Annotated in this window: 19 protein-coding genes and 1 riboswitch; of the genes, 9 read left to right on the forward strand and 10 right to left on the reverse strand. The window is 68.0% G+C overall.

Translation table 11 applies throughout. The features are described from left to right. Positions 1–14 precede the first annotated feature (14 nt). Entirely contained in the window at positions 15–497 is a 483-nt protein-coding gene (locus VG556_RS16030; protein ID WP_032959222.1) for a GAF domain-containing protein, read from the forward strand. After that, positions 494–856: a TfoX/Sxy family protein gene (locus VG556_RS16035; protein WP_014645820.1), complete on the forward strand. Its 363-nt coding sequence runs from the start codon at positions 494–496 to the stop codon at positions 854–856. Before VG556_RS16030 ends, VG556_RS16035 begins: the two co-directional genes overlap by 4 nt. Before the next feature lie 90 nt (positions 857–946). Here VG556_RS16035 and VG556_RS16040 read toward each other — a convergent pair whose 3' ends face one another. Beyond that, entirely contained in the window at positions 947–1,525 is a 579-nt protein-coding gene (locus tag VG556_RS16040; protein WP_049408270.1) for a histidine phosphatase family protein, read from the reverse strand. 142 nt (positions 1,526–1,667) lie between these two features. Next, a riboswitch (cobalamin riboswitch) is annotated at positions 1,668–1,890 on the forward strand. A 115-nt stretch (positions 1,891–2,005) separates the two neighbouring features. Here VG556_RS16040 and btuB point away from each other — a divergent pair. Then, positions 2,006–3,847 (forward strand): TonB-dependent vitamin B12 receptor, encoded by a 1,842-nt coding sequence (gene btuB, locus VG556_RS16045; RefSeq protein ID WP_111144227.1) that lies wholly within the window; start codon positions 2,006–2,008, stop codon positions 3,845–3,847. A gap of 99 nt (positions 3,848–3,946) precedes the next feature. Here the strand turns inward: btuB and gph are convergent, their stop codons facing one another. The 3 genes from gph to VG556_RS16060 all read right to left on the reverse strand — a co-directional run bounded on the left by gph (position 3,947) and on the right by VG556_RS16060 (position 6,385). Then, complete coding sequence (gph, locus tag VG556_RS16050) at positions 3,947–4,603, reverse strand: phosphoglycolate phosphatase (RefSeq protein ID WP_049408274.1); 657 nt, start codon at positions 4,601–4,603, stop codon at positions 3,947–3,949. Positions 4,604–4,667: 64 nt separating this feature from the next. Continuing rightward, positions 4,668–5,459 (reverse strand): class I SAM-dependent methyltransferase, encoded by a 792-nt coding sequence (locus VG556_RS16055; RefSeq protein ID WP_014645816.1) that lies wholly within the window; start codon positions 5,457–5,459, stop codon positions 4,668–4,670. Next, positions 5,456–6,385 (reverse strand): LysR family transcriptional regulator, encoded by a 930-nt coding sequence (locus VG556_RS16060; RefSeq protein ID WP_014645815.1) that lies wholly within the window; start codon positions 6,383–6,385, stop codon positions 5,456–5,458. Before VG556_RS16060 ends, VG556_RS16055 begins: the two co-directional genes overlap by 4 nt. A gap of 108 nt (positions 6,386–6,493) precedes the next feature. Between VG556_RS16060 and VG556_RS16065 the strand changes: the two genes are divergently transcribed. Both VG556_RS16065 and VG556_RS16070 read left to right on the forward strand, forming a co-directional pair. Further along, positions 6,494–7,132, forward strand: a complete 639-nt coding sequence (locus VG556_RS16065) for an NAD(P)-dependent oxidoreductase (RefSeq protein WP_032959230.1) — start codon at positions 6,494–6,496, stop codon at positions 7,130–7,132. A 91-nt stretch (positions 7,133–7,223) separates the two neighbouring features. Further along, positions 7,224–8,135, forward strand: coding sequence for an MBL fold metallo-hydrolase (locus VG556_RS16070; protein ID WP_049408276.1), 912 nt, complete (start codon positions 7,224–7,226; stop codon positions 8,133–8,135). A gap of 250 nt (positions 8,136–8,385) precedes the next feature. On the opposite strand, the gene dinB is transcribed toward VG556_RS16070, so the two are convergent. Beyond that, positions 8,386–9,480, reverse strand: a complete 1,095-nt coding sequence (gene dinB, locus VG556_RS16075; RefSeq protein WP_049408302.1) for a DNA polymerase IV — start codon at positions 9,478–9,480, stop codon at positions 8,386–8,388. Positions 9,481–9,671: 191 nt separating this feature from the next. On the opposite strand from dinB, the gene fabA reads away from it, so the two are divergent. Both fabA and fabB read left to right on the forward strand, forming a co-directional pair. Then, entirely contained in the window at positions 9,672–10,187 is a 516-nt protein-coding gene (gene fabA, locus VG556_RS16080; protein ID WP_014035851.1) for a 3-hydroxyacyl-[acyl-carrier-protein] dehydratase FabA, read from the forward strand. Beyond that, positions 10,187–11,395 (forward strand): beta-ketoacyl-ACP synthase I, encoded by a 1,209-nt coding sequence (gene fabB / locus VG556_RS16085; protein ID WP_049408278.1) that lies wholly within the window; start codon positions 10,187–10,189, stop codon positions 11,393–11,395. The genes fabA and fabB overlap by 1 nt, the downstream gene beginning before the upstream one ends. 95 nt (positions 11,396–11,490) lie before the next feature. Here the strand turns inward: fabB and VG556_RS16090 are convergent, their stop codons facing one another. The 3 genes from VG556_RS16090 to VG556_RS16100 are packed head-to-tail and all read right to left on the reverse strand — an operon-like array spanning position 11,491 to position 13,933. Next, on the reverse strand, positions 11,491–12,174 hold the full coding sequence (locus tag VG556_RS16090; RefSeq protein WP_014645810.1) for an HAD family hydrolase: 684 nt from the start codon (positions 12,172–12,174) through the stop codon (positions 11,491–11,493). Further along, positions 12,171–12,872: a pseudouridine synthase gene (locus VG556_RS16095; RefSeq protein ID WP_014645809.1), complete on the reverse strand. Its 702-nt coding sequence runs from the start codon at positions 12,870–12,872 to the stop codon at positions 12,171–12,173. Before VG556_RS16095 ends, VG556_RS16090 begins: the two co-directional genes overlap by 4 nt. After that, positions 12,869–13,933 carry a class I SAM-dependent methyltransferase gene (locus VG556_RS16100; protein ID WP_100449310.1) on the reverse strand — a complete coding sequence of 355 codons (1,065 nt, stop codon included), beginning with the start codon at positions 13,931–13,933 and terminating at the stop codon, positions 12,869–12,871. Before VG556_RS16100 ends, VG556_RS16095 begins: the two co-directional genes overlap by 4 nt. 157 nt (positions 13,934–14,090) lie before the next feature. Here VG556_RS16100 and VG556_RS16105 point away from each other — a divergent pair, with 157 nt between their 5' ends. After that, entirely contained in the window at positions 14,091–14,354 is a 264-nt protein-coding gene (locus VG556_RS16105; protein WP_005407925.1) for a hypothetical protein, read from the forward strand. A 65-nt stretch (positions 14,355–14,419) separates the two neighbouring features. Here VG556_RS16105 and VG556_RS16110 read toward each other — a convergent pair whose 3' ends face one another. Continuing rightward, a complete protein-coding gene (locus tag VG556_RS16110; RefSeq protein WP_032959238.1) occupies positions 14,420–14,713 on the reverse strand; it encodes a DUF3247 family protein in 294 nt (97 codons plus the stop codon). Between the two features lie 43 nt (positions 14,714–14,756). Continuing rightward, positions 14,757–16,745, reverse strand: coding sequence for a hybrid sensor histidine kinase/response regulator (locus VG556_RS16115; RefSeq protein WP_014645806.1), 1,989 nt, complete (start codon positions 16,743–16,745; stop codon positions 14,757–14,759). A gap of 244 nt (positions 16,746–16,989) precedes the next feature. Here VG556_RS16115 and VG556_RS16120 point away from each other — a divergent pair, with 244 nt between their 5' ends. Then, positions 16,990–17,556 carry a DUF3016 domain-containing protein gene (locus VG556_RS16120; RefSeq protein ID WP_014645805.1) on the forward strand — a complete coding sequence of 189 codons (567 nt, stop codon included), beginning with the start codon at positions 16,990–16,992 and terminating at the stop codon, positions 17,554–17,556. Positions 17,557–17,574 lie beyond the last annotated feature (18 nt).

Below are 17,574 nucleotides of genomic sequence, written 5' to 3' on the forward strand. Positions count from 1 at the left end.
GCTAGACTGCGGGCATGTTCGCCAATGCCTCGCTTACCGGCAGCAAGCCGGAACAATACGCCCAGCTGCTGGAACAGGCCCGTGGCCTGGTCTACGCCGAGTCCGACCGCATCGCCAACGCGGCCAACCTCTCCGCACTGGTCTACCACGCCCTGCCCGACCTGAACTGGGTGGGCTTCTACCTGTACGACGGCAAGGAACTGGTGGTCGGCCCGTTCCAGGGCCTGCCGGCCTGCGTGCGCATCCCGCTGGACAAGGGCGTGTGCGGTGCCGCCGCCAGCCAGCGCGTGACCCAGCGCGTGGACGACGTCGATGCCTTCCCCGGCCATATCGCCTGCGATTCGGCCTCGCGTTCGGAACTGGTGGTGCCGCTGCTGCGCGGCGATGAACTGATCGGCGTGTTCGACATCGACAGCCCCAAGATCGGCCGCTTCGATGCCGATGACCAGGCCGGCCTGGAAGCCATCGCCCGCGTGTTCGTCGAGGCGCTGGGATGAGCGCGCCGAAGCTGCGCAACATCGGCCCCAAGAGTGCAGCGTGGCTGCGCCAGGTCGGCCTGCGCAGCCGCGAGGACCTGGTTGCGACCGGCGCAGTCGGCGCCTTCGTCAAGGTCAAGCGCGCCGGCTTCAAGCCCAGCCTGAACCTGCTGTACTCGCTGGAAGGCGCGCTGCTGGACTGCCACTGGCAGGAACTGAGCGAGCCGCAGCGTGAGGCGCTGGTGCAGGATTACGAAGCACGCATCGCCGCGCATCCGCTGAAGGCGGCCGGCCCGGCGTCGGGTCCGGTGCATGAGCAGCGCTTCGATGCCGACGATGACGCGGAAGACAGCGTGACCGAGGATGCGGACGAGGATTGACGGCCTGGTAGTGCCGGCCGCTGGCCGGCAACTGCATGATCTTCGCAGCGTTCCCGAGACTGCCGGCCAGCGGCCGGCACTACCGATGGGTTACGGCTGCTGCAGTTCCAGCAGCTCGCCTGCCAGCCCGGCTTCGCCACGTTCCAGCCGTACCCGCAGGCGCGTGCCGTGGTCGATGCGCAGTGCCCAGCACAGCGACATCGGCAGGCCGCAGACCTGCGACAGCACCATGCGCAGCGGGCCGCCATGGCTGACCACCAGCGTCGGCACCGGGTCGTCATCATCGAGCAGTCGATCCAGCGCGCGCGCGATACGCCGCTCGAAGTGGCCCCAGCTTTCACCGTTGGGCGGTGGGAATGCATGCGGATCGGCATGGAAGGCCGCCAGTGCATCCTCCGGCAGGTCGAACAGCGACTGCCCGTCCCAATCGCCGAAATCCAGCTCTTCCCATTCCTCCTCCGCTTCCACGTCCAGCCCGCGCGGGGTGGCCAGGGCCATCGCCGTGTGCAGCGAGCGCAGCCGCGGCGAACTGATCACCCGTTCCCAGGGCTGCGCAGCGTAGGCGTCGACCAGTTCCTGCGGCAGGCGGGCCAGCTGCGGTGGATCGCTGCGGCCATCGAGGAACTCATCGCGACCGTTGCCGGCATGGCGGACCAGGTCGAGGATCATGCGTGCGTCCTGTACAGGCAACGCGGGAACAGCGGAAAACGGGCGGACATCGGCAACGGCACCACGGGATCGAGGGACCATTCTAAGGGCACAGCAAAGGCAGTCGGGTACGCTCGACGCTACGGGCCGCCTGCGATGCCGTAGACTGCGCGCACTTCCAGGTGACCTGCGGCCATGGCCGGCAGGTTGAAACGGGAAGCCGGTGACGCGTGAATCCACGCCAGGCCGGCGCTGCCCCCGCAACGGTAAGCACGTCAGTTCCAGGCAACAACGCCACTGTGCCGCAGGCATGGGAAGGCGCCTGGACGGTGGCCTCGCGCCACCCGGCGGCAAGCCCGGAGACCGGCCCGGAAGCCTCAGGTCGCGGTGCGGTGGGCATGGCGCTGGATGACCGCAGCCTGCGCTGCGGCGTCGGCGCATGCCTGCCTTCGCGGCTCCTCCCCTTCGCCACGCGGGCGTGCGTGGCACCTGGAGTCCCCCATGAAGCTGCAGTCCCGAATGCTGTCCCTGGCCGTGCTGGCCGCCCTGCCCGCGCTGGCCCAGGCCGCCGATGACACCACCGCGCTCGACCAGATCCTGGTCACCGCCACCCGCACCCCGATCGCCCTGCAGGACAGCATCGCACCAGCCCAGGTGATCGACCGCGCGCAGATCGAATCCAGTCAGGCCACCTCGTTGCAGGAACTGCTGCGCGGCCGCGCCGGCATCAACCTGACCAATGCCGGCGGGCTCGGCAAGCAGAGCTCGCTGTTCCTGCGCGGCACCAACTCGGGCCACACCGTGGTGCTGGTCGATGGCGTGCGCATCAACAGTGCCGACCTCGGCCTGGCCATGTACCAGGACCTGCCGCTGGCGCAGATCGAACGCGTGGAAATCGTGCGCGGCCCGCAGTCCAGCCTGTACGGCGCCGACACCATCGGTGGCGTGATCCAGATCTTCACCCGCCGCAACCAGGGCGATTTTGCTCCGCACTTCCAGCTCGGTGGTGGCAGCAACGGCCTGCGCGAAGCCAGCGGCGGCATCGGAGGTGGCACCGAACGCGGCTGGTTCGGCGCCGACATCGCCTACCAGCATTCCGATGGCGTCGATGCCTGCCGTGGCTCGGCGACGCTGTTCACCGGCTGCTTCGCCGACGAACCCGACCGCGACGGCTACCGCAACCTGTCCAAGAGCCTGCGTGGCGGCTACACCTTCAACGACCAGTGGAATGTGGAAGGCAGTGCGCTGCGCGCCGACGGCAGGAACCACTACGACGGCTATTACAACTACTCGGAAATCCGCCAGCAGGTGCTGGCCGGCAAGGTGCGCTACACCCCGTCCGGGCGCCTGGCCTTCACCGCCAACGTCGGCCGCAGCGACAACGAGTCGGACAACTTCGGCGACTTCGGCGCACGCGGCAGCGCGCAGACCCACCGCGACAGCGCCTCGCTGCAGGGTGACTTCACCTTGACCGGAAGCCAGCTGCTGAGCACCGGCGTGGACTGGAGCGAAGACAACCTGGATGGCAGCAGCGCGGGCTACCTTGTCGACAGCCGCCGCAACACCGGTGTATTCGTGCAGTACCAGGGCCGCTTCGGCCGCCACCAGCTGCAGGCCAGCGCGCGCAACGACGACAACCAGCAGTTCGGCAACCACGCCACCGGCAGTCTCGGCTGGGCAATGCAGCTGGACCACGGCCTGCGCGTCAATGCCAGCTACGGCACCGCCTTCAAGGCACCGACCTTCAGCGACCTGTACGACCCGTGGAGCGGCGTGCCGACGTTGAAGCCGGAGAAGTCCAAGAGCGCCAACCTCGGTGTTTCGCAGCAGGGCCAGGGCTGGCATTGGGGCCTGGACGTGTACGAGACCCGCATCGATGACCTGATCACCTACGATGCGTCCACGATGAAAATGCAGCAGGTGGAGAAGGCGCGCATCCGTGGCGCCGAACTGACCGGTGGCGTGCTGCTGGCCGGCTTCGACCTCAACGCGCAGCTGAGCTACACCGACCCGCGCAACCGCACCCATGGCAGCACCCAGTTCGACAACTGGCTGCCGCGCCGTGCACAGCAGACCGCGCGCCTGGACGTCGACCGCCGCTTCGGCGATTTCCGCGCCGGCCTGACCGTGCAGGGTGCGGGCAAGCGCTATGACGATGCCGCCAACGCGGTGAAGGTCGGTGGCTACGGCACGCTGGACCTGCGCGCCGAGTACGCGCTGACGCCGGCGTGGTCGCTGCTGGCACGTGCCGCCAACGTGTTCGACCGCCGCTACGAGACGGTGGCGTGGTTCAACCAACCCGGCCGCGAATACCAGCTGAGCGTGCGTTACCAGCCGAAATGACCGCGACGGTCATGGTAGTGCCGGCCGCTGGCCGGCAACATCGTGACCCTCGGCAACGTCCTCGGGGTTGCCGGCCAGCGGCCGGCACTACCCCCTGCGTCAGCCCTGCAACCCCGGCAACTCACGCAGGTCGTCAATCACCGCCACCGCCTGTGCGGTGGCCAGGTCCAGGCCACGCGGATAACCGTAACGCACCAGTGCGATCGGCATACCCGCCTCTTCAGCGGCGCGGTAGTCGGTCAACGAATCACCCACCATCAGGCAGGCATCCACCGCCAGCCCGAAGTGCGCAGCGATGTGCCGCAGCGGCTCACCGCTGGGCTTGCGCTGCGGCAGCGAATCGCCGCCCAGTACCAGCGCGAACGCATCACCAATGCCCAGGTGCTGCAGCAGTGGCGGCACCAGCGCTTCGGGCTTGTTGGTGCAGATCGCCAGCGGAACACCGCGTGCACGCAGCTGCATCAGCGCTTCGGCCACGCCATCGAACAGGCGCGGGCTGCGCAGCAGGCACTCACGGTAGTGCACCATGAACACCGGCATCACTTCGGCCAGGTCGACCTCACGACCCGCGGCATGCACGGCCTGCTCGACCAGGCGGCGCACACCGTCGCCGATCCAGCCCAGAACCGTGGCTTCCGGCACGCGTGCCATGCCGATGTCTTCCAGCGTGCGGTTCAGTGCTTCGGCGATATCAGCTGCGCTGTCGACCAGCGTGCCATCAAGGTCGAACACGACCAGCGGATAGGGATACGACAAGGGACGGCACCTGCACGACGTGGGGCCGCCCATTGTACGCCGCTGGTTTCTGCGCCGATCCGCCTCAACCGATCCGGCGTGCGCGGGTGGCCAGGAACGTTGGCAGGTAGCGGTCGATCAGGAAGCGCGGCTGCGGCTGCCAGTCTTCCATGAAGCGATCGATGACGAACCCCGCATCCAGCTGCCCGCCGATCAGTTCGGTCAGGCTGTGGCCAAAGGTCAGCGCATCGCCGCGGCCGAGTTTCGCCTCACGTTCTGCGGCGGGCAGGTCTTCCAGGTCCGAATAGGGAATGGCGTACTGCGGCCGGATCAGGCCCTGCGCATCGAGCTGCGGATCGCGCGCGCCGACGAACAGCACCGGGTTGTAGAAGCTGGCCATCAACATGCCGTCGCGCGCCAGCACGCGGCGGCATTCGGTCCACACCGGGCGCACGTCGGGTACGTACAGGTTGGAGATCGGATGGAACACCACGTCGAAGCTGTCGTTGGCGAATACGTGCAGGTCGCGCATGTCGCCCTGCACCGTGCGCAGCTGCAGTCCATCGCGCGCCGCCACGCTGCGGTCCTGTTCCAGCTGCCCGTCGGAGAGATCGAACACGGTGACGTCGGCGCCCGCAGCGGCCAGCACCGGTGCCTGCTGGCCCCCGCCCGAGGCCAGGCACAGGATGCGGCGGCCACGCACATCGCCCAGCCAGTCCAATGGCAGCGCGCGTGGGGTCAGATGCACCTGCCAGCGGCCTTCGCGCGCGGCGGCAATGGTTGAACTTTCCACCGGGCGCGACCATTCGCGCACTTCGCTGGCCTGGCGGTCCCAGGCAGCACGGTTGTGGTCGATCAAGGCCTGTCCATGGTTCATGTGTTCTCCTTGCCCGGTGGGCGCCAATCCAGATCCTGGAAGGCCGGGCTGGCGAAACACTCGGCCAGGTAGTCCAGGAATCGCCGCATGATAGCGGGCTGCTGTCGTCGTGACGCGTACACGGCATGAATGCCGAGTTCGTCCAGGCTGAATTCGGGCAGCAGTTCGATCAGCTCGCCGGTACGCAGCAGCGGCGCCACCTGGTAGGTCGGCAGCATGGCGATACCGGCACCGGCCCGCACCGCCTCCAGCAGCAGCGAGGCCTCGTTGGCGCTGATGTTGCCGCCTACCGCCACCGACAGCGAACGGCCGTCCCGGTGCAGCTGCCACAGGCTCTTGCCGACGTAGTGGTGGGTCAGGCAGTTGTGCGCGGCCAGATGCTCGGGAGCAGTCGGCGTGCCGCGTGCCTGCAGGTAGGACGGCGTCGCGCACAGCACCGAGCGGCAGGTGGCCAGCCGCCGCGCGATCAGGCTGGGATCGATCTGGCGCGCGATGCGCACGGCCAGGTCCACCCGCTCCTCCACCAGGTTCACCGTGCGGTCGACCAGCAGCAGCTCGATGCGTGCCGCCGGATGGCGCGCAACAAAGCCGGCCACCGCCCGCGCCAGGTGGCTCTGCCCGAACGACACGCTGGCAGTCACCCGCAGCGTGCCATGCGGCTCCGGATCATCGCTGGCCAGCTCGCCCTGCAGTTCCTCGCCGATCGCCAGCATCTGCCGGAAGCGCGCCAGCGCCGCCTCGCCCGGGCCGGTCAGGCTGACCCGGCGCGTGGTCCGGTGCAGCAGGCGTGCGCCCAGCCAGCCCTCGACCTCAGCCAGGTAGCGGCTGACCATCGCCCGCGACATGTCCAGCACCTCTGCCGCCGCGGTCAGGCTGCCGCGCTCGGCCACCTCGACGAACACGGTCATGGCGGTCAATCGGTCCATATGCTCGATCCATGCAACAAACAAGCGCGTTATACGCTGTTTTTCGAGCGACTGCAGCGGCCTAGAGTGGCGCCATTCCCACCCCACAGCGCCCCACGGAGTCCTGCCATGAAGATCGCCCTCGTTGGTTCCACCGGCAACATCGGCCGCCAGATCGCCCGCCACGCGCTGGCCCGCGGCCACGAACTCACCGTCATCGTGCGCAGCGCGCAGGACCTCCCGGCCGAGCTGGCCGGTGCCCATCCGGTGATCGCCTCGCTGGATGACCAGGACGCGCTGGTTGCCGCCATCGCCGGCCACGACGTGCTCGCCAGTGCCTACGGCCCGCGCCCGGGCGATGACATCGGCCGCGTCGGCGAGGTCGCCGCGCAGCTGGCGGCTGCCGCGCGCAAGGCCGGCGTGCCGCGCCTGGTGGTGGTTGGCGGTGCCGGCAGCCTGGAAGTCGCACCCGGCGTGCAGCTGGTCGACACCCCCACCTTCCCGGAGGCCTACAAGCCGTACGCGCTGGCCCACCGCGAGGCGTTCAACCGCCTGCAGGCAGTGGACGACCTGGACTGGACCTTCTTCTCGCCGGCCGCCGAAATCGGCCCGGGTGAAGAGCGCGGCCAGTACCGCGTGCAGCCCAAGGCGTTCCTGGCCGATACCAGCGGCCACAGCCGCATCAGCTACGCCGACTATGGCGCGGCGTTCGTCGCCGAACTGGAAGCGCACGCGTATCCGAAGCAGATCATCACCGCAGCGTATTGATCCACGCACGTCCCATGTAGAGCCAAGCCCGCGCTCGGCTCTACGCGAACATGCAGCCGGGCATTGGCCCGGCTCTACACAAGGAATTCCCATGCGTACCGCTGCCCTGCTGCTTCCCCTCGCCCTGGCCGCCAGCTTCACCAGTGCGCCGCTGCTGGCCGCACCGGCCACCACGGCGCCGGCGGCGGCGACGAAATCCCAGCTGCACCTGCAGACCTTCCATCCCGGCCCGCAGGCAATGTTCTCGGTGTCCTCGGTGCTGATCGAAGGCCGCCACGACGCGATCCTGGTCAATGCGCAGTTTGGTGCCAGCGATGCGCGCAAGCTGGTCGAGCTGATCCGCGCCAGCGGCAAGCAGCTGACAACGATCTACATCAGCCACGGTGATCCGGACTACTACTTCGGCCTGGCTACCCTGCAGGACGCGTTCCCGCAGGCGCGCATCGTCGCCACCGCGCAGACCGTCGCCCATATCCAGCAGACCCAGGCCGGCAAGCTGGCCTACTGGGGACCGAAGATGGGTGCCGACGTGCCCGCGCGCATCGTGCTGCCGCAGGTGCTGGATGGCGATGCCCTGGAGCTGGAAGGCCAGCGCCTGCCGCTGATCGGCCTGGATGGCCCGACCCCGGACCGCACGGTGCTGTGGGTGCCGTCGCTGCGCGCGATCGTCGGTGGCATTCCGGTGGTGGCCGGCGAGCACGTGTGGATGGCCGACACGCAGACGCCGAAGTCGCACACCGACTGGCTGCAGACCCTGCAGCGGTTGCAGGCACTGAAGCCGAAGGTGGTGGTGCCGGGGCATTACGCGCCGGGTGCGGCGCTGGATGCCAGTGCGTTGCGCTTCACCGCGGACTACATCCGCGCGTTCGATGCCGAGACGGCAAAGGCCAGGGACAGTGCGGCGCTGGTGAAAGCAATGCAGTCGCGCTACCCGAAGCTGGATGGCGTGGCATCGCTGGAGCTGAGTGCGAAAGTGGCCAAGGGCGAGATGCAGTGGCCTTGAGGTAAAGGGTTGTTTTGCAGGGCTGCGCCCTGCACCTGCTCAATGCAACGGCAACAGCTGGATATCTGTGGGTTGGCGGGGTGGGTCCGATGGCAGGGGACGCCGTGAACCCGTCCATGGGGGCTTGGTCGCGGCATCCATGCCGCTCACGCCCCCGCAACCGGACCCACCTCGCCTTCGACAGATCTCGGCAATCTGCTGGGGTCGGATCCCGTTGCTGCGCAACGGGCTCTGACCCCGCCTTTGCCGATCAGAGGGATGTGGAATCGCTCGGTCCGTGCTCGAACAATTCCCCCTGCACCATGGCCTCCTTTTCGCGGAACCCACCCAGCCCGACGCCGACCAGGCGGTAACGCGTCTCCGCCGGCAGGTCGACGCGGGCGCGCAGGGCCAGTGCGATGTCGCGCAGTTCTTCCATCGATTCCGGCGGGCGCTCCGGGGTGAAACTGCGGGTGAGGATGCGGAACTGCGCGGTCTTCAGCTTCAGCACCACGGTGTGGCCGACGCGTTCGGTCTTGCGCGTGGCATTCCAGGTCTTCTCCGCCAGCTGCACGATCGCCTCGCCCAGGTCTTCCAGCAACAGGTCCTCGGCAAAGGTGTCCTCCGAGGAGATCGACTGCACCTGCTGGTCCGGTTCCACCGGCCGCTCGTCGATGCCGCGTGCACGGTTGTACAGGCTGCGGCCGAAACTGCCGAACGCCTCTTCCAGGTCGACCAGGGACCACTGCCGCAGGTCGCCGCAGGTGACGATGCCACGCGCGGCAAGTTTGCCTTCCATCACCTTGCCGACGCCTGGCACCCGGTTCACCGGCAGCGGCAGCAGGAAGGCGTCCACCCGCTGCGGTGGAATCACGAACTGGCCATCGGGCTTGCGCCAGTCCGAAGCGATCTTGGCCAGGAACTTGTTCGGCGCGATCCCGGCTGAAGCGGTCAGGTTCGTCTCCTCGCGGATCTGCGCACGGATGGTGCGGGCGATGTCGGTGGCCAGTTCGATGCCGCTCTTCGGCTCGGTCACGTCCAGGTAGGCCTCGTCCAGCGACAACGGCTCGACCAGGTCGGTGTGGCGCAGGAATATCTCGCGTACCTGGCGTGACACCGCCTTGTAACGTGCAAAGTCCGGCGGCACGAAGATCGCGTCCGGACACAGGCGTTCGGCGCGCAGCGCCGGCATCGCCGAACGCACGCCGAACACGCGTGCCTCGTAGGACGCCGCACACACCACCGAGCGCGCGCCGCGCCATGCCACAACCACCGGCTTGCCGCGCAGTGACGGATCGTCGCGCTGCTCCACCGACGCGTAGAACGCGTCCATGTCGACGTGGATGATCTTGCGCAGTCGGGTCATGTCAGGCGGAAAGGGCGGGGGCGTGCCGAACGGGCCACACGCCGAAGTATGGTCGTTGCACATCAACAGGATGCGCGTATTCCATTGAAAACACTACGGTTGCGTACGGTTGAAATGTTTGATCGGCGCAGTTTCCACGGGCATCCTCGAACGCTTGTTTCCCTGTTTCCCCGCTTCCAGGATTGTGCTTCATGACCCGTCTCCACGCGTTCAACCGCGAACAGCTGCTGGCCAGCGCACGCGGTGAACTGTTCGGCACCGCCGCCGGCCGTTTGCCCAACGATCCGATGCTGATGTTCGACCGCATCACCGACATCCACGAGGACGGCGGACCGCACGGCAAGGGCATGGTACGCGCCGAGCTGGATATCCGCCCGGACCTGTGGTTCTTCGGCTGCCACTTCATCGGCGACCCGGTGATGCCCGGCTGCCTGGGCCTGGACGCCATGTGGCAGCTGACCGGCTTCTTCCTGACCTGGCTGGGTGCCCCCGGCAAGGGCCGCGCACTCGGCTGCGGCGAGGTGAAGTTCACCGGCCAGGTACTGCCGGACGCCAAGCTCGTGCGCTACGAGATCGACATCAGCCGTGTCATCAACCGCAAGCTGGTGATGGCCCAGTCGGACGCCCGCATGTACGTGGATGACCGCGAAATCTACAGCGCGCGCGACCTGCGCGTCGGCCTGTTCACTGAAACCGGGAGCTTCTGATGCGTCGCGTCGTCATCACCGGCATGGGCATCACGTCCTGCCTCGGCAATGATCTGGATACCGTTTCGGCCGCGCTGCGCGAAGGGCGCTCGGGCATCACCGCCTTGGCCGACCATGCCGAAGCGGGCCTGCGCAGCCAGGTCGGCGGTCGCGTCGACCTCGATCTGGAGGCGCTGATCGACCGCAAGCAGAAGCGCTTCATGAGCGATGCGGCGGCCTTCGCTTACCTGTCCATGCGCGATGCCATCGCCGATGCCGGGCTCAGCCCCGAGCAGGTCAGCAACCTGCGCACCGGCCTGATCGCCGGTTCCGGCGGCGGCTCCAGCGAATGGCAGATCGGCGCGGTCGACCTGCTGCGCGAACGTGGCGTGCGCAAGGTCGGCCCGTACATGGTGCCGCGCACGATGTGCTCGACGGTCTCGGCCTGCCTGGCCACGGCCTACCAGATCAAGGGCGTCAGCTACTCGCTGTCGGCCGCCTGCGCGACCTCGGCGCACTGCATCGGCGCTGCCGCGGACATGATCCGCCACGGTGCGCAGGACATCATGTTCGCCGGTGGCGGTGAAGACCTGCACTGGTCGATGAGCGTGATGTTCGATGCGATGGGCGCGCTGTCGACCAGCTTCAACGAGACCCCGGCCAGCGCCTCGCGTCCGTACGACAAGGACCGCGACGGCTTCGTCATCGCCGGTGGCGGCGGCATGCTGGTGCTGGAGGACTACGACCACGCCGTTGCGCGTGGCGCGCGCATCCATGCCGAGCTGATCGGCTACGGCGTGACCTCCGATGGCGCCGACATGGTCGCGCCGTCCGGCGAGGGCGCGGTGCGCTGCATGAAGATGGCACTGCAGGGCGTCGATCGCCCGCTGGACTACCTCAACACCCACGGCACCTCGACCCCGCTGGGCGATGTCACCGAGCTCAACGCGATCCGTGAAGTGTTCGGCGATGCGGTACCACCGCTGTCCTCGACCAAGGCGCTGTCCGGCCATTCGCTGGGCGCGGCCAGCGTGCACGAGGCGATCTACTGCCTGCTGATGATGCGCGATGGCTTCGTCGCCGGTTCGGCCAACATCGGCGAGCTGGACCCGAAGGTGGAGAGCTTCCCGATCCTGCGCGAGAGCCGCGAGCAGAAGCTGGACACGGTGATGTCCAACAGCTTCGGCTTCGGTGGCACCAACGCTGCGCTGGTGTTCGGGCGGGTGTGATTGAACAGGTGTGCCGACCAACGGTCGGCACCCACCAGAAGATGTGGAGCCGAACCCATGCCCGGCTCAGTGCCAACCAAGGTCGGCACCCACCGCTACTTCGGCAGCAGCGGCAGCAGCAGGGCGTGCGCGTCCACCAGCGAGCCGACGATGCGGTGGCCCAGTGCGCGCAGCTCTTCATCCGGATGCACCAGGTCCGGCACCTGGATCACGGTCATGCCGGCGGCCAGTGCGGCCCGCGTGCCGGCCGGTGAATCTTCCAGCGCCAGGCAACGTTCGGGCGCCTGGCCCAGCCGCTGCGCGGCCAGCAGGTAGATATCCGGCGCGGGCTTCGGCCGCGCTACATCACCACTGGTGATCACGGCATCGAAGTACGGCAGCAGGCCTGCGGCCGCCAACTTGCGGTTGGCGCGCGGCTGCCGCGTGGTGGTCGCCACCGCACGCGGTACCGCGTGCGCCTTCAGCAGCTCCAGCAGCTCCAGGATGCCCGGCCGCAGCGGCAGCCCGGTCTGCGTGCGTGCTTCGTACAGTTCATGGCAACGTGCCGCCACCGCGTCGATCACGCTGTCCTCGATGCCCTGCGCGCGCAGCAACGCATGCGTATCGTGGTCGCCGAGGCCGACCATGCGCAGGAACACCGCTTCCTCCAGGCCCAGCCCGAATTCGTCGGCGGCCTCGCTCCAGCAGGCCAGCGAGACCCGCTCGCTGTCGATCATCAGGCCGTCCATGTCGAAGATGACGGCGTCGGGCAGGAACGGCAGCGCAGCGAAGGGGGTCATGGAGCGAACAACGTATCCAGGTCGGTGGAAGTGAGCTGCCGCCATTGCCCTTCGTCCAGCCCCTGCAGGTCCAGCCCGCCGACGCGGCTGCGGTGCAGGGCCTGCACGTGGTTGCCGGTGGCGGCGAACATGCGGCGTACCTGATGGTAGCGGCCTTCATGCAGTACCAGGCGTGCGCGACGCGCCTCCAGCACTTCGAGTTCAGCCGGCAGCAGGGGCGTCTTCTCGGACTCCAGCATCAGCGTGCCGCTGGCGAACAACGCCACTTCGTCGCCGCGCAGGTCCTCGCTCAACTCGACTTCGTAGACCTTCGGCAGCTTCGACTTCGGCGAGATGATCCGGTGCAGCAGGCCGCCATCGTCGGTCAGCAGCAGCAGGCCACTGGTCTCGCGGTCGAGGCGGCCCACCGTGGACAGCACCGGATCACGGTCGCGGAAGCGCGGCGGCAGCAGGTCGTAGATCAGGCGGCCGGTGTCCTTGGTCGAACAGGTGTAGCCGGCGGGCTTGTGCAGCGCGATCGACAGCCCCACCGGCGGGTCCAGCGGCTCGCCATCGACGCGGATCGCCTCGTGCGGCACCTGGTCATCGGCGTACAGCACCTCACCGTCGGCGTCGGTGACGCGGCCTTCGCGGAACATCCACTGCACCTGCTTGCGGCTGCCATAGCCCAGGTTGGCGATCAGCTTGACCAGCTTCACTTGCCCTTCCCCTTCACTGCTTCAACCAGCTTGAAACCGTCGCGCTCGGCGACCACGCGCACCGCACCGAAGCTGTCGTTGAGGGTGTGCTCGTACGGCAGATGGCGGTTGGCCACCACGTACAGGCGCCCGCCCGGGCGCAGCGCCTGCGCGGCCACGGCGATGAAGCGCTGGCCGATGTCCGGGCGGTCGGCACGCGACGGCGTGTGGAACGGCGGGTTGCTGATGATGACGTCGTAGCCCGGCTCGATGCCGGCGGTGACGTCGCGCCACAGGAAGCGCAGCGGCAGCGCGCGCGGCGGCGGCGCCAGGTTCAGTTCGGCCAGGGCCAGCGCACGCTGCTCGGCCTCGTACAGGTCCAGCGCGGTGATCTTCGGGCAGCGTTCCAGCAGCTCGCGCGAGAGATAGCCGTAGCCGGCGCCAAGGTCGGCGGCGCGGCCGGCCAGGTCGGCCGGCAGGTGCTCGGCCAGCAGCGCCGATGCCGGATCGATGCGGTCCCAGGCGAACACGCCCGGGCGGCTGAGGAAGCGTCCGCCCATGATCGGGCGCACCGCATCCAGCGCCGACCAGCGCTTGGCCAGGTCGGCGTCGTGCTGGCCCTGCAGCGGGGCGGTCCAGTACACGCGGCAGTGGTTCTTGGTCAGGCAGCCGCCGAGACCGGCCAGCTGCTTGAGGTCGCCTTCACCGGAGCGCGCGCCTTCGTTGTTGGCCTGGCAGGCAACGATGCGGCCGCCCTCGGCGACCAGCGCCAACGCGCGGGCGAACAGCGCACGGGCTTCTTCACGCTGGCGCGGTGGCAGCACCAGCACCAGCGGGTAACGGCCCTTGCCGGCCACATCGTCCAGCTGGCCGCTGACGGTCCAGCCGGCGGCCAGCCGCAGCGGCTGCGCGAACGGGGCAAAGCTCTGTTCGCAGTGCAGCTCGCGGTTGCCGGCCGCTTCGCGCAGCGGCCAGCCATCGCGGGCACGCAGGAAAGCCACCGGGCCCTCCGGCCAGCGCAGGGCGCCTTGGGAGAACGGCAGGAGCAGGGTCTGCAGGGGGGCGTCGTCGCTGGAGGCCATCGGCGCGGGTACTTCAAGCGTGAGGGCCGTCCATTGTACCGGCTTGGCCGGGCCGGCCCCGGCGGCCCGCTTTGCGAAACCCGAACGGGGCCTTGATCCGCCAGAAACATTGAAACGTTCAGGGTAGAGGCTCCCCCGGAAACCCAGGAGAACCTGCATGCGAGCCTTGTTCGTCGGTGGCGTGGTCGACAACAGTGAAATGGACCTGGAAGGCAGCCATCCGCCCGTGCACTACCCCGAGGACACCGGCGGCGGGCACTCGCGCTACCGGCTGCACCAGGTCGGCCATGGCGCCGATGGCAGCGTGGCCTATGCGGTATATGGCGCACCGGACCTGGCCGATGACGAGGTGGCCCGGGTGGCGGAAGAACGCGCCTACGCGCGCCGGTTCGAAGCGACGCCGACCTTGTTCGAGCATTGACACATCCGTAGCGCCCGAGCAGATGCTCGGGCGCCAGCCGAGCGTGGGCCCGGCTCTATCTCGGATCAAGGCGCCTTGGGTGGCAGGCGGTTGATGCTGGCAATCTCGTCCAGCCACACATGGTGCTGCTGCACCGGCGTGTCGTAGTCATCCAGGCGCAGCTGGCCGTTGCTGCCTTCATCACCAGCGACGTTGCGGTACTGCTGCACGGTTGGCCTCACGGCCACCGTGCCGAGCAGGCGACGGCCATCGTGCAGAATCAGTTCCACCTGCGTTTCACCTTCCAGCTGCGGCAGCAGGGCTTCCAGGCGCGCGATCTGCGCCGGATCGGTATGGATACGGGGAGCTATGCGGGACATCGGCGACCTCCTGCATGCAGGGTCGCCGATCGGCCGTGAATGCTCAGTGCAGCGCGCTGTCGGCGCGGGGTACCTGCACCTTGCGTACCGCAGCCACCAGCTGCGCCACCGAGTACGGCTTGGCCACGTGTTCCTGGAAACCCGACGCCAGCGCACGGCGGCGGTCATCGGCACGCGCCAGCGCGGTGACGGCGACCGCGGGCAGGGTCGTGGCATCCACGCCCATGTCCTCGCGCAGCGTGCGCACCAGGCCATAACCATCCATGCCCGGCATGCCGATGTCGGTCAGCATCACGTGGTACTGCAGATGGCCGGTGTCGGCCAGCAACGCCAGCGCCTCACCGGCCGAACTGGCCGCCGACACGCTGGCGCCCTGCTCTTCCAGCATGCGCCGCAGGTACTCCAGCACTTCCGGCTGGTCTTCCACCGCCAGCACGTGCATGCCGCGCAGCGGATACGGCTCGACGATCACCGGTTCCAGGATCGGCCCGCTGATCACTTCGCGCAGCGGGCGCCGCTCGGCATCGGGAAGGTGCTGCGGCAGGCGCACGGTGAACGTAGCGCCATGGCCGTGCCCCTCGCTGGCCGCAGCGACCGTGCCGCCATGCAGTTCGACCAGCTGCTGCACGATCGCCAGGCCCAGTCCCAGTCCACCATGGCGCCGGGTGGTGGTGCCATCGGCCTGGCGGAAGCGGCTGAACAGGTGATTGAGGAATTCGGGTGCGATGCCATCACCGGTGTCGCGCACGGTGATCTCCCAGTGGTTGCCGTCGGCCCGCAGCTGCAGGTCGATGCGGCCTTCAGCCGGGGTGAACTTGATCGCGTTCGAGAGCAGGTTCCAGAACACCTGCTGCAGGCGCGTGGCATCGCCCAGCACCAGGCTCGGCTGTTCGGGCAGCTGCAGGTGCACGTCCAGTGCCTTGCCTTCGGCCACCAGTTCCTGCGCGCCGATGGCCTCGCCCAGCACCGTGCGCAGGTCCAGCACTTCCACCTCCAGCTGCACTTTGCCCAGCAGCATGCTGCTGAGGTCCAGCATGTCCGAGATCAGCCGCTTCTGCGCGCCGGCGCTGTTGGCGATCACGTTCAGGCCCTTGTACAGAGGGCTGGTGTTGTCCACACGCTGCAGCAGCAGCTCACTCCACCCGAGGATGGTGGTCAGCGGCGTACGCAGTTCATGCGACAGCGTGGCCAGGAACTCGTCCTTCAGCCGCGCCATGTTCTCCGCAGCGCTGCGCGCGGCGCGTTCGGACTGCAGCAGTTCCTCGCGGGCCAGTTCGATCTCGCGGCGTTCGGTCACGTCCGGGCTGCTGCCGGCCAGGCCGATGAAGCGGCCCATCCGCGAGAAACGCGGGCGTGCGTTCATCTCCAGCCAACGCCACTGGCCATCGGCGCGCCGCGCACGCACCAGCGCGTGCATCGAACGCTGCGCCTTCAGCGCTTCCTGCAGTTCGTATTCGAATACCGACGCATCGTCCGGATGCACCAGGCCGCGCCAGACATCTTCCGGCACACGCGTCTCGTCGCCACCGAAGAACTCGCTGAAGGCGCTGTTGACGAAACGGGCATGGCCGCGCTCATCGAGCACCCACACCGGCATCGGCAGGCCGTCGGCCAGTGCGCTGAAGCGCGCTTCGCTCTCGCCCAGCTCCACTTCCATCTGCTTGCGCGCGGTGATGTCGAAGAACAGGATGCCGACCTTGTCCTCGCCTGGCCGGCCCACGCGCACCGCGTCGACCGCGAACGAACGACCCAGCGCACGCGCTTCCATCTCGAACTGGGCGGGACGGCCGCTGCGTGCGACCTCGCCGTAGATGCGGAACCAGTCCTGCTCATGGTTGGGTTCCAGCTCGGTCATGCGCTGTCCACGCGCATCCTTCAGCCCGGTGTGGCGCTCGAAGGCATCGTTGACCTCGAGGAAACGATAGTCGACCGCACGATCGCCCTCGAACAGCACTTGGATCACGCAGAAACCAGCGTTGATGCGCTCAAGCACGCCATGATGCAGGTCGGGTTCGGGCGCCTGCACCATCATCGGTGGGCGCTCCACGAGGGGCGGCAGTGTGGACAAGGGCGTCTGGACGGGCCGGATTGGAAGCACAGCATCTTCCAAAGCGCGTATTCACAGCGTCAAGCGCCGTCAGTCATGGTTGACGACGATGAATTGGCGGCAACCGCTCTTGTCGGTGTCGCAATCGGCCGTTGCGGTGGCTGGAAAGCGGGATCACACTCGATCTATAAATCGCATCGTCCCCGTCGATGGGACGCAGGAGACCGTCATGAACCGCTCGTTGGCCACTGCCCTGCTGCTGGCAGGCGCCCTCATGGCGGGCAGCGCGAACGCCGCGCCGCGCGCCGTCACCGATCCGGATGCGCCCCGCGCGCTGCAGGCCAATGGCCCGGTCAGCGTGAAGTGGGACGATCCAGCCGGATTCACCGAAATCCGCCAGAGCACCAACCGCTTCGAGGCCGAACGCGGCAACTGGGTGCAGCAGCTGGCCAGCTACGTGCAGACCACGGCGGCCAAGCCGCTGCAGCCCGGGCAGACCCTGGACGTGACCCTGGTCGACATCAAGCGCGCCGGCGACTACGAGCCCTGGCACGGCCCGCGCGGCAGCGACATCCGGATCATGCGCGACATCTATCCGCCGCGGATCACCCTGCAGTACACGCTGAAGGACGCCAGTGGTCGCATCGTCGATGAGGGCGAAGCCAAGCTCAGCGACACCGGCTACCTGCACAACCTGGGGCTGAAGAGCGACAGCGATCCGCTGCGCTACGAGAAGCGCCTGATCGACGACTGGGTGAAGCGCGAGCTGAGCACGCGGGCTACTGCTGCACGATGATTCCGGGCAGCTCTACCT

The organism is Stenotrophomonas sp. CASM106, from assembly GCF_049384825.1.
Taxonomy (GTDB): domain Bacteria; phylum Pseudomonadota; class Gammaproteobacteria; order Xanthomonadales; family Xanthomonadaceae; genus Stenotrophomonas; species Stenotrophomonas muris.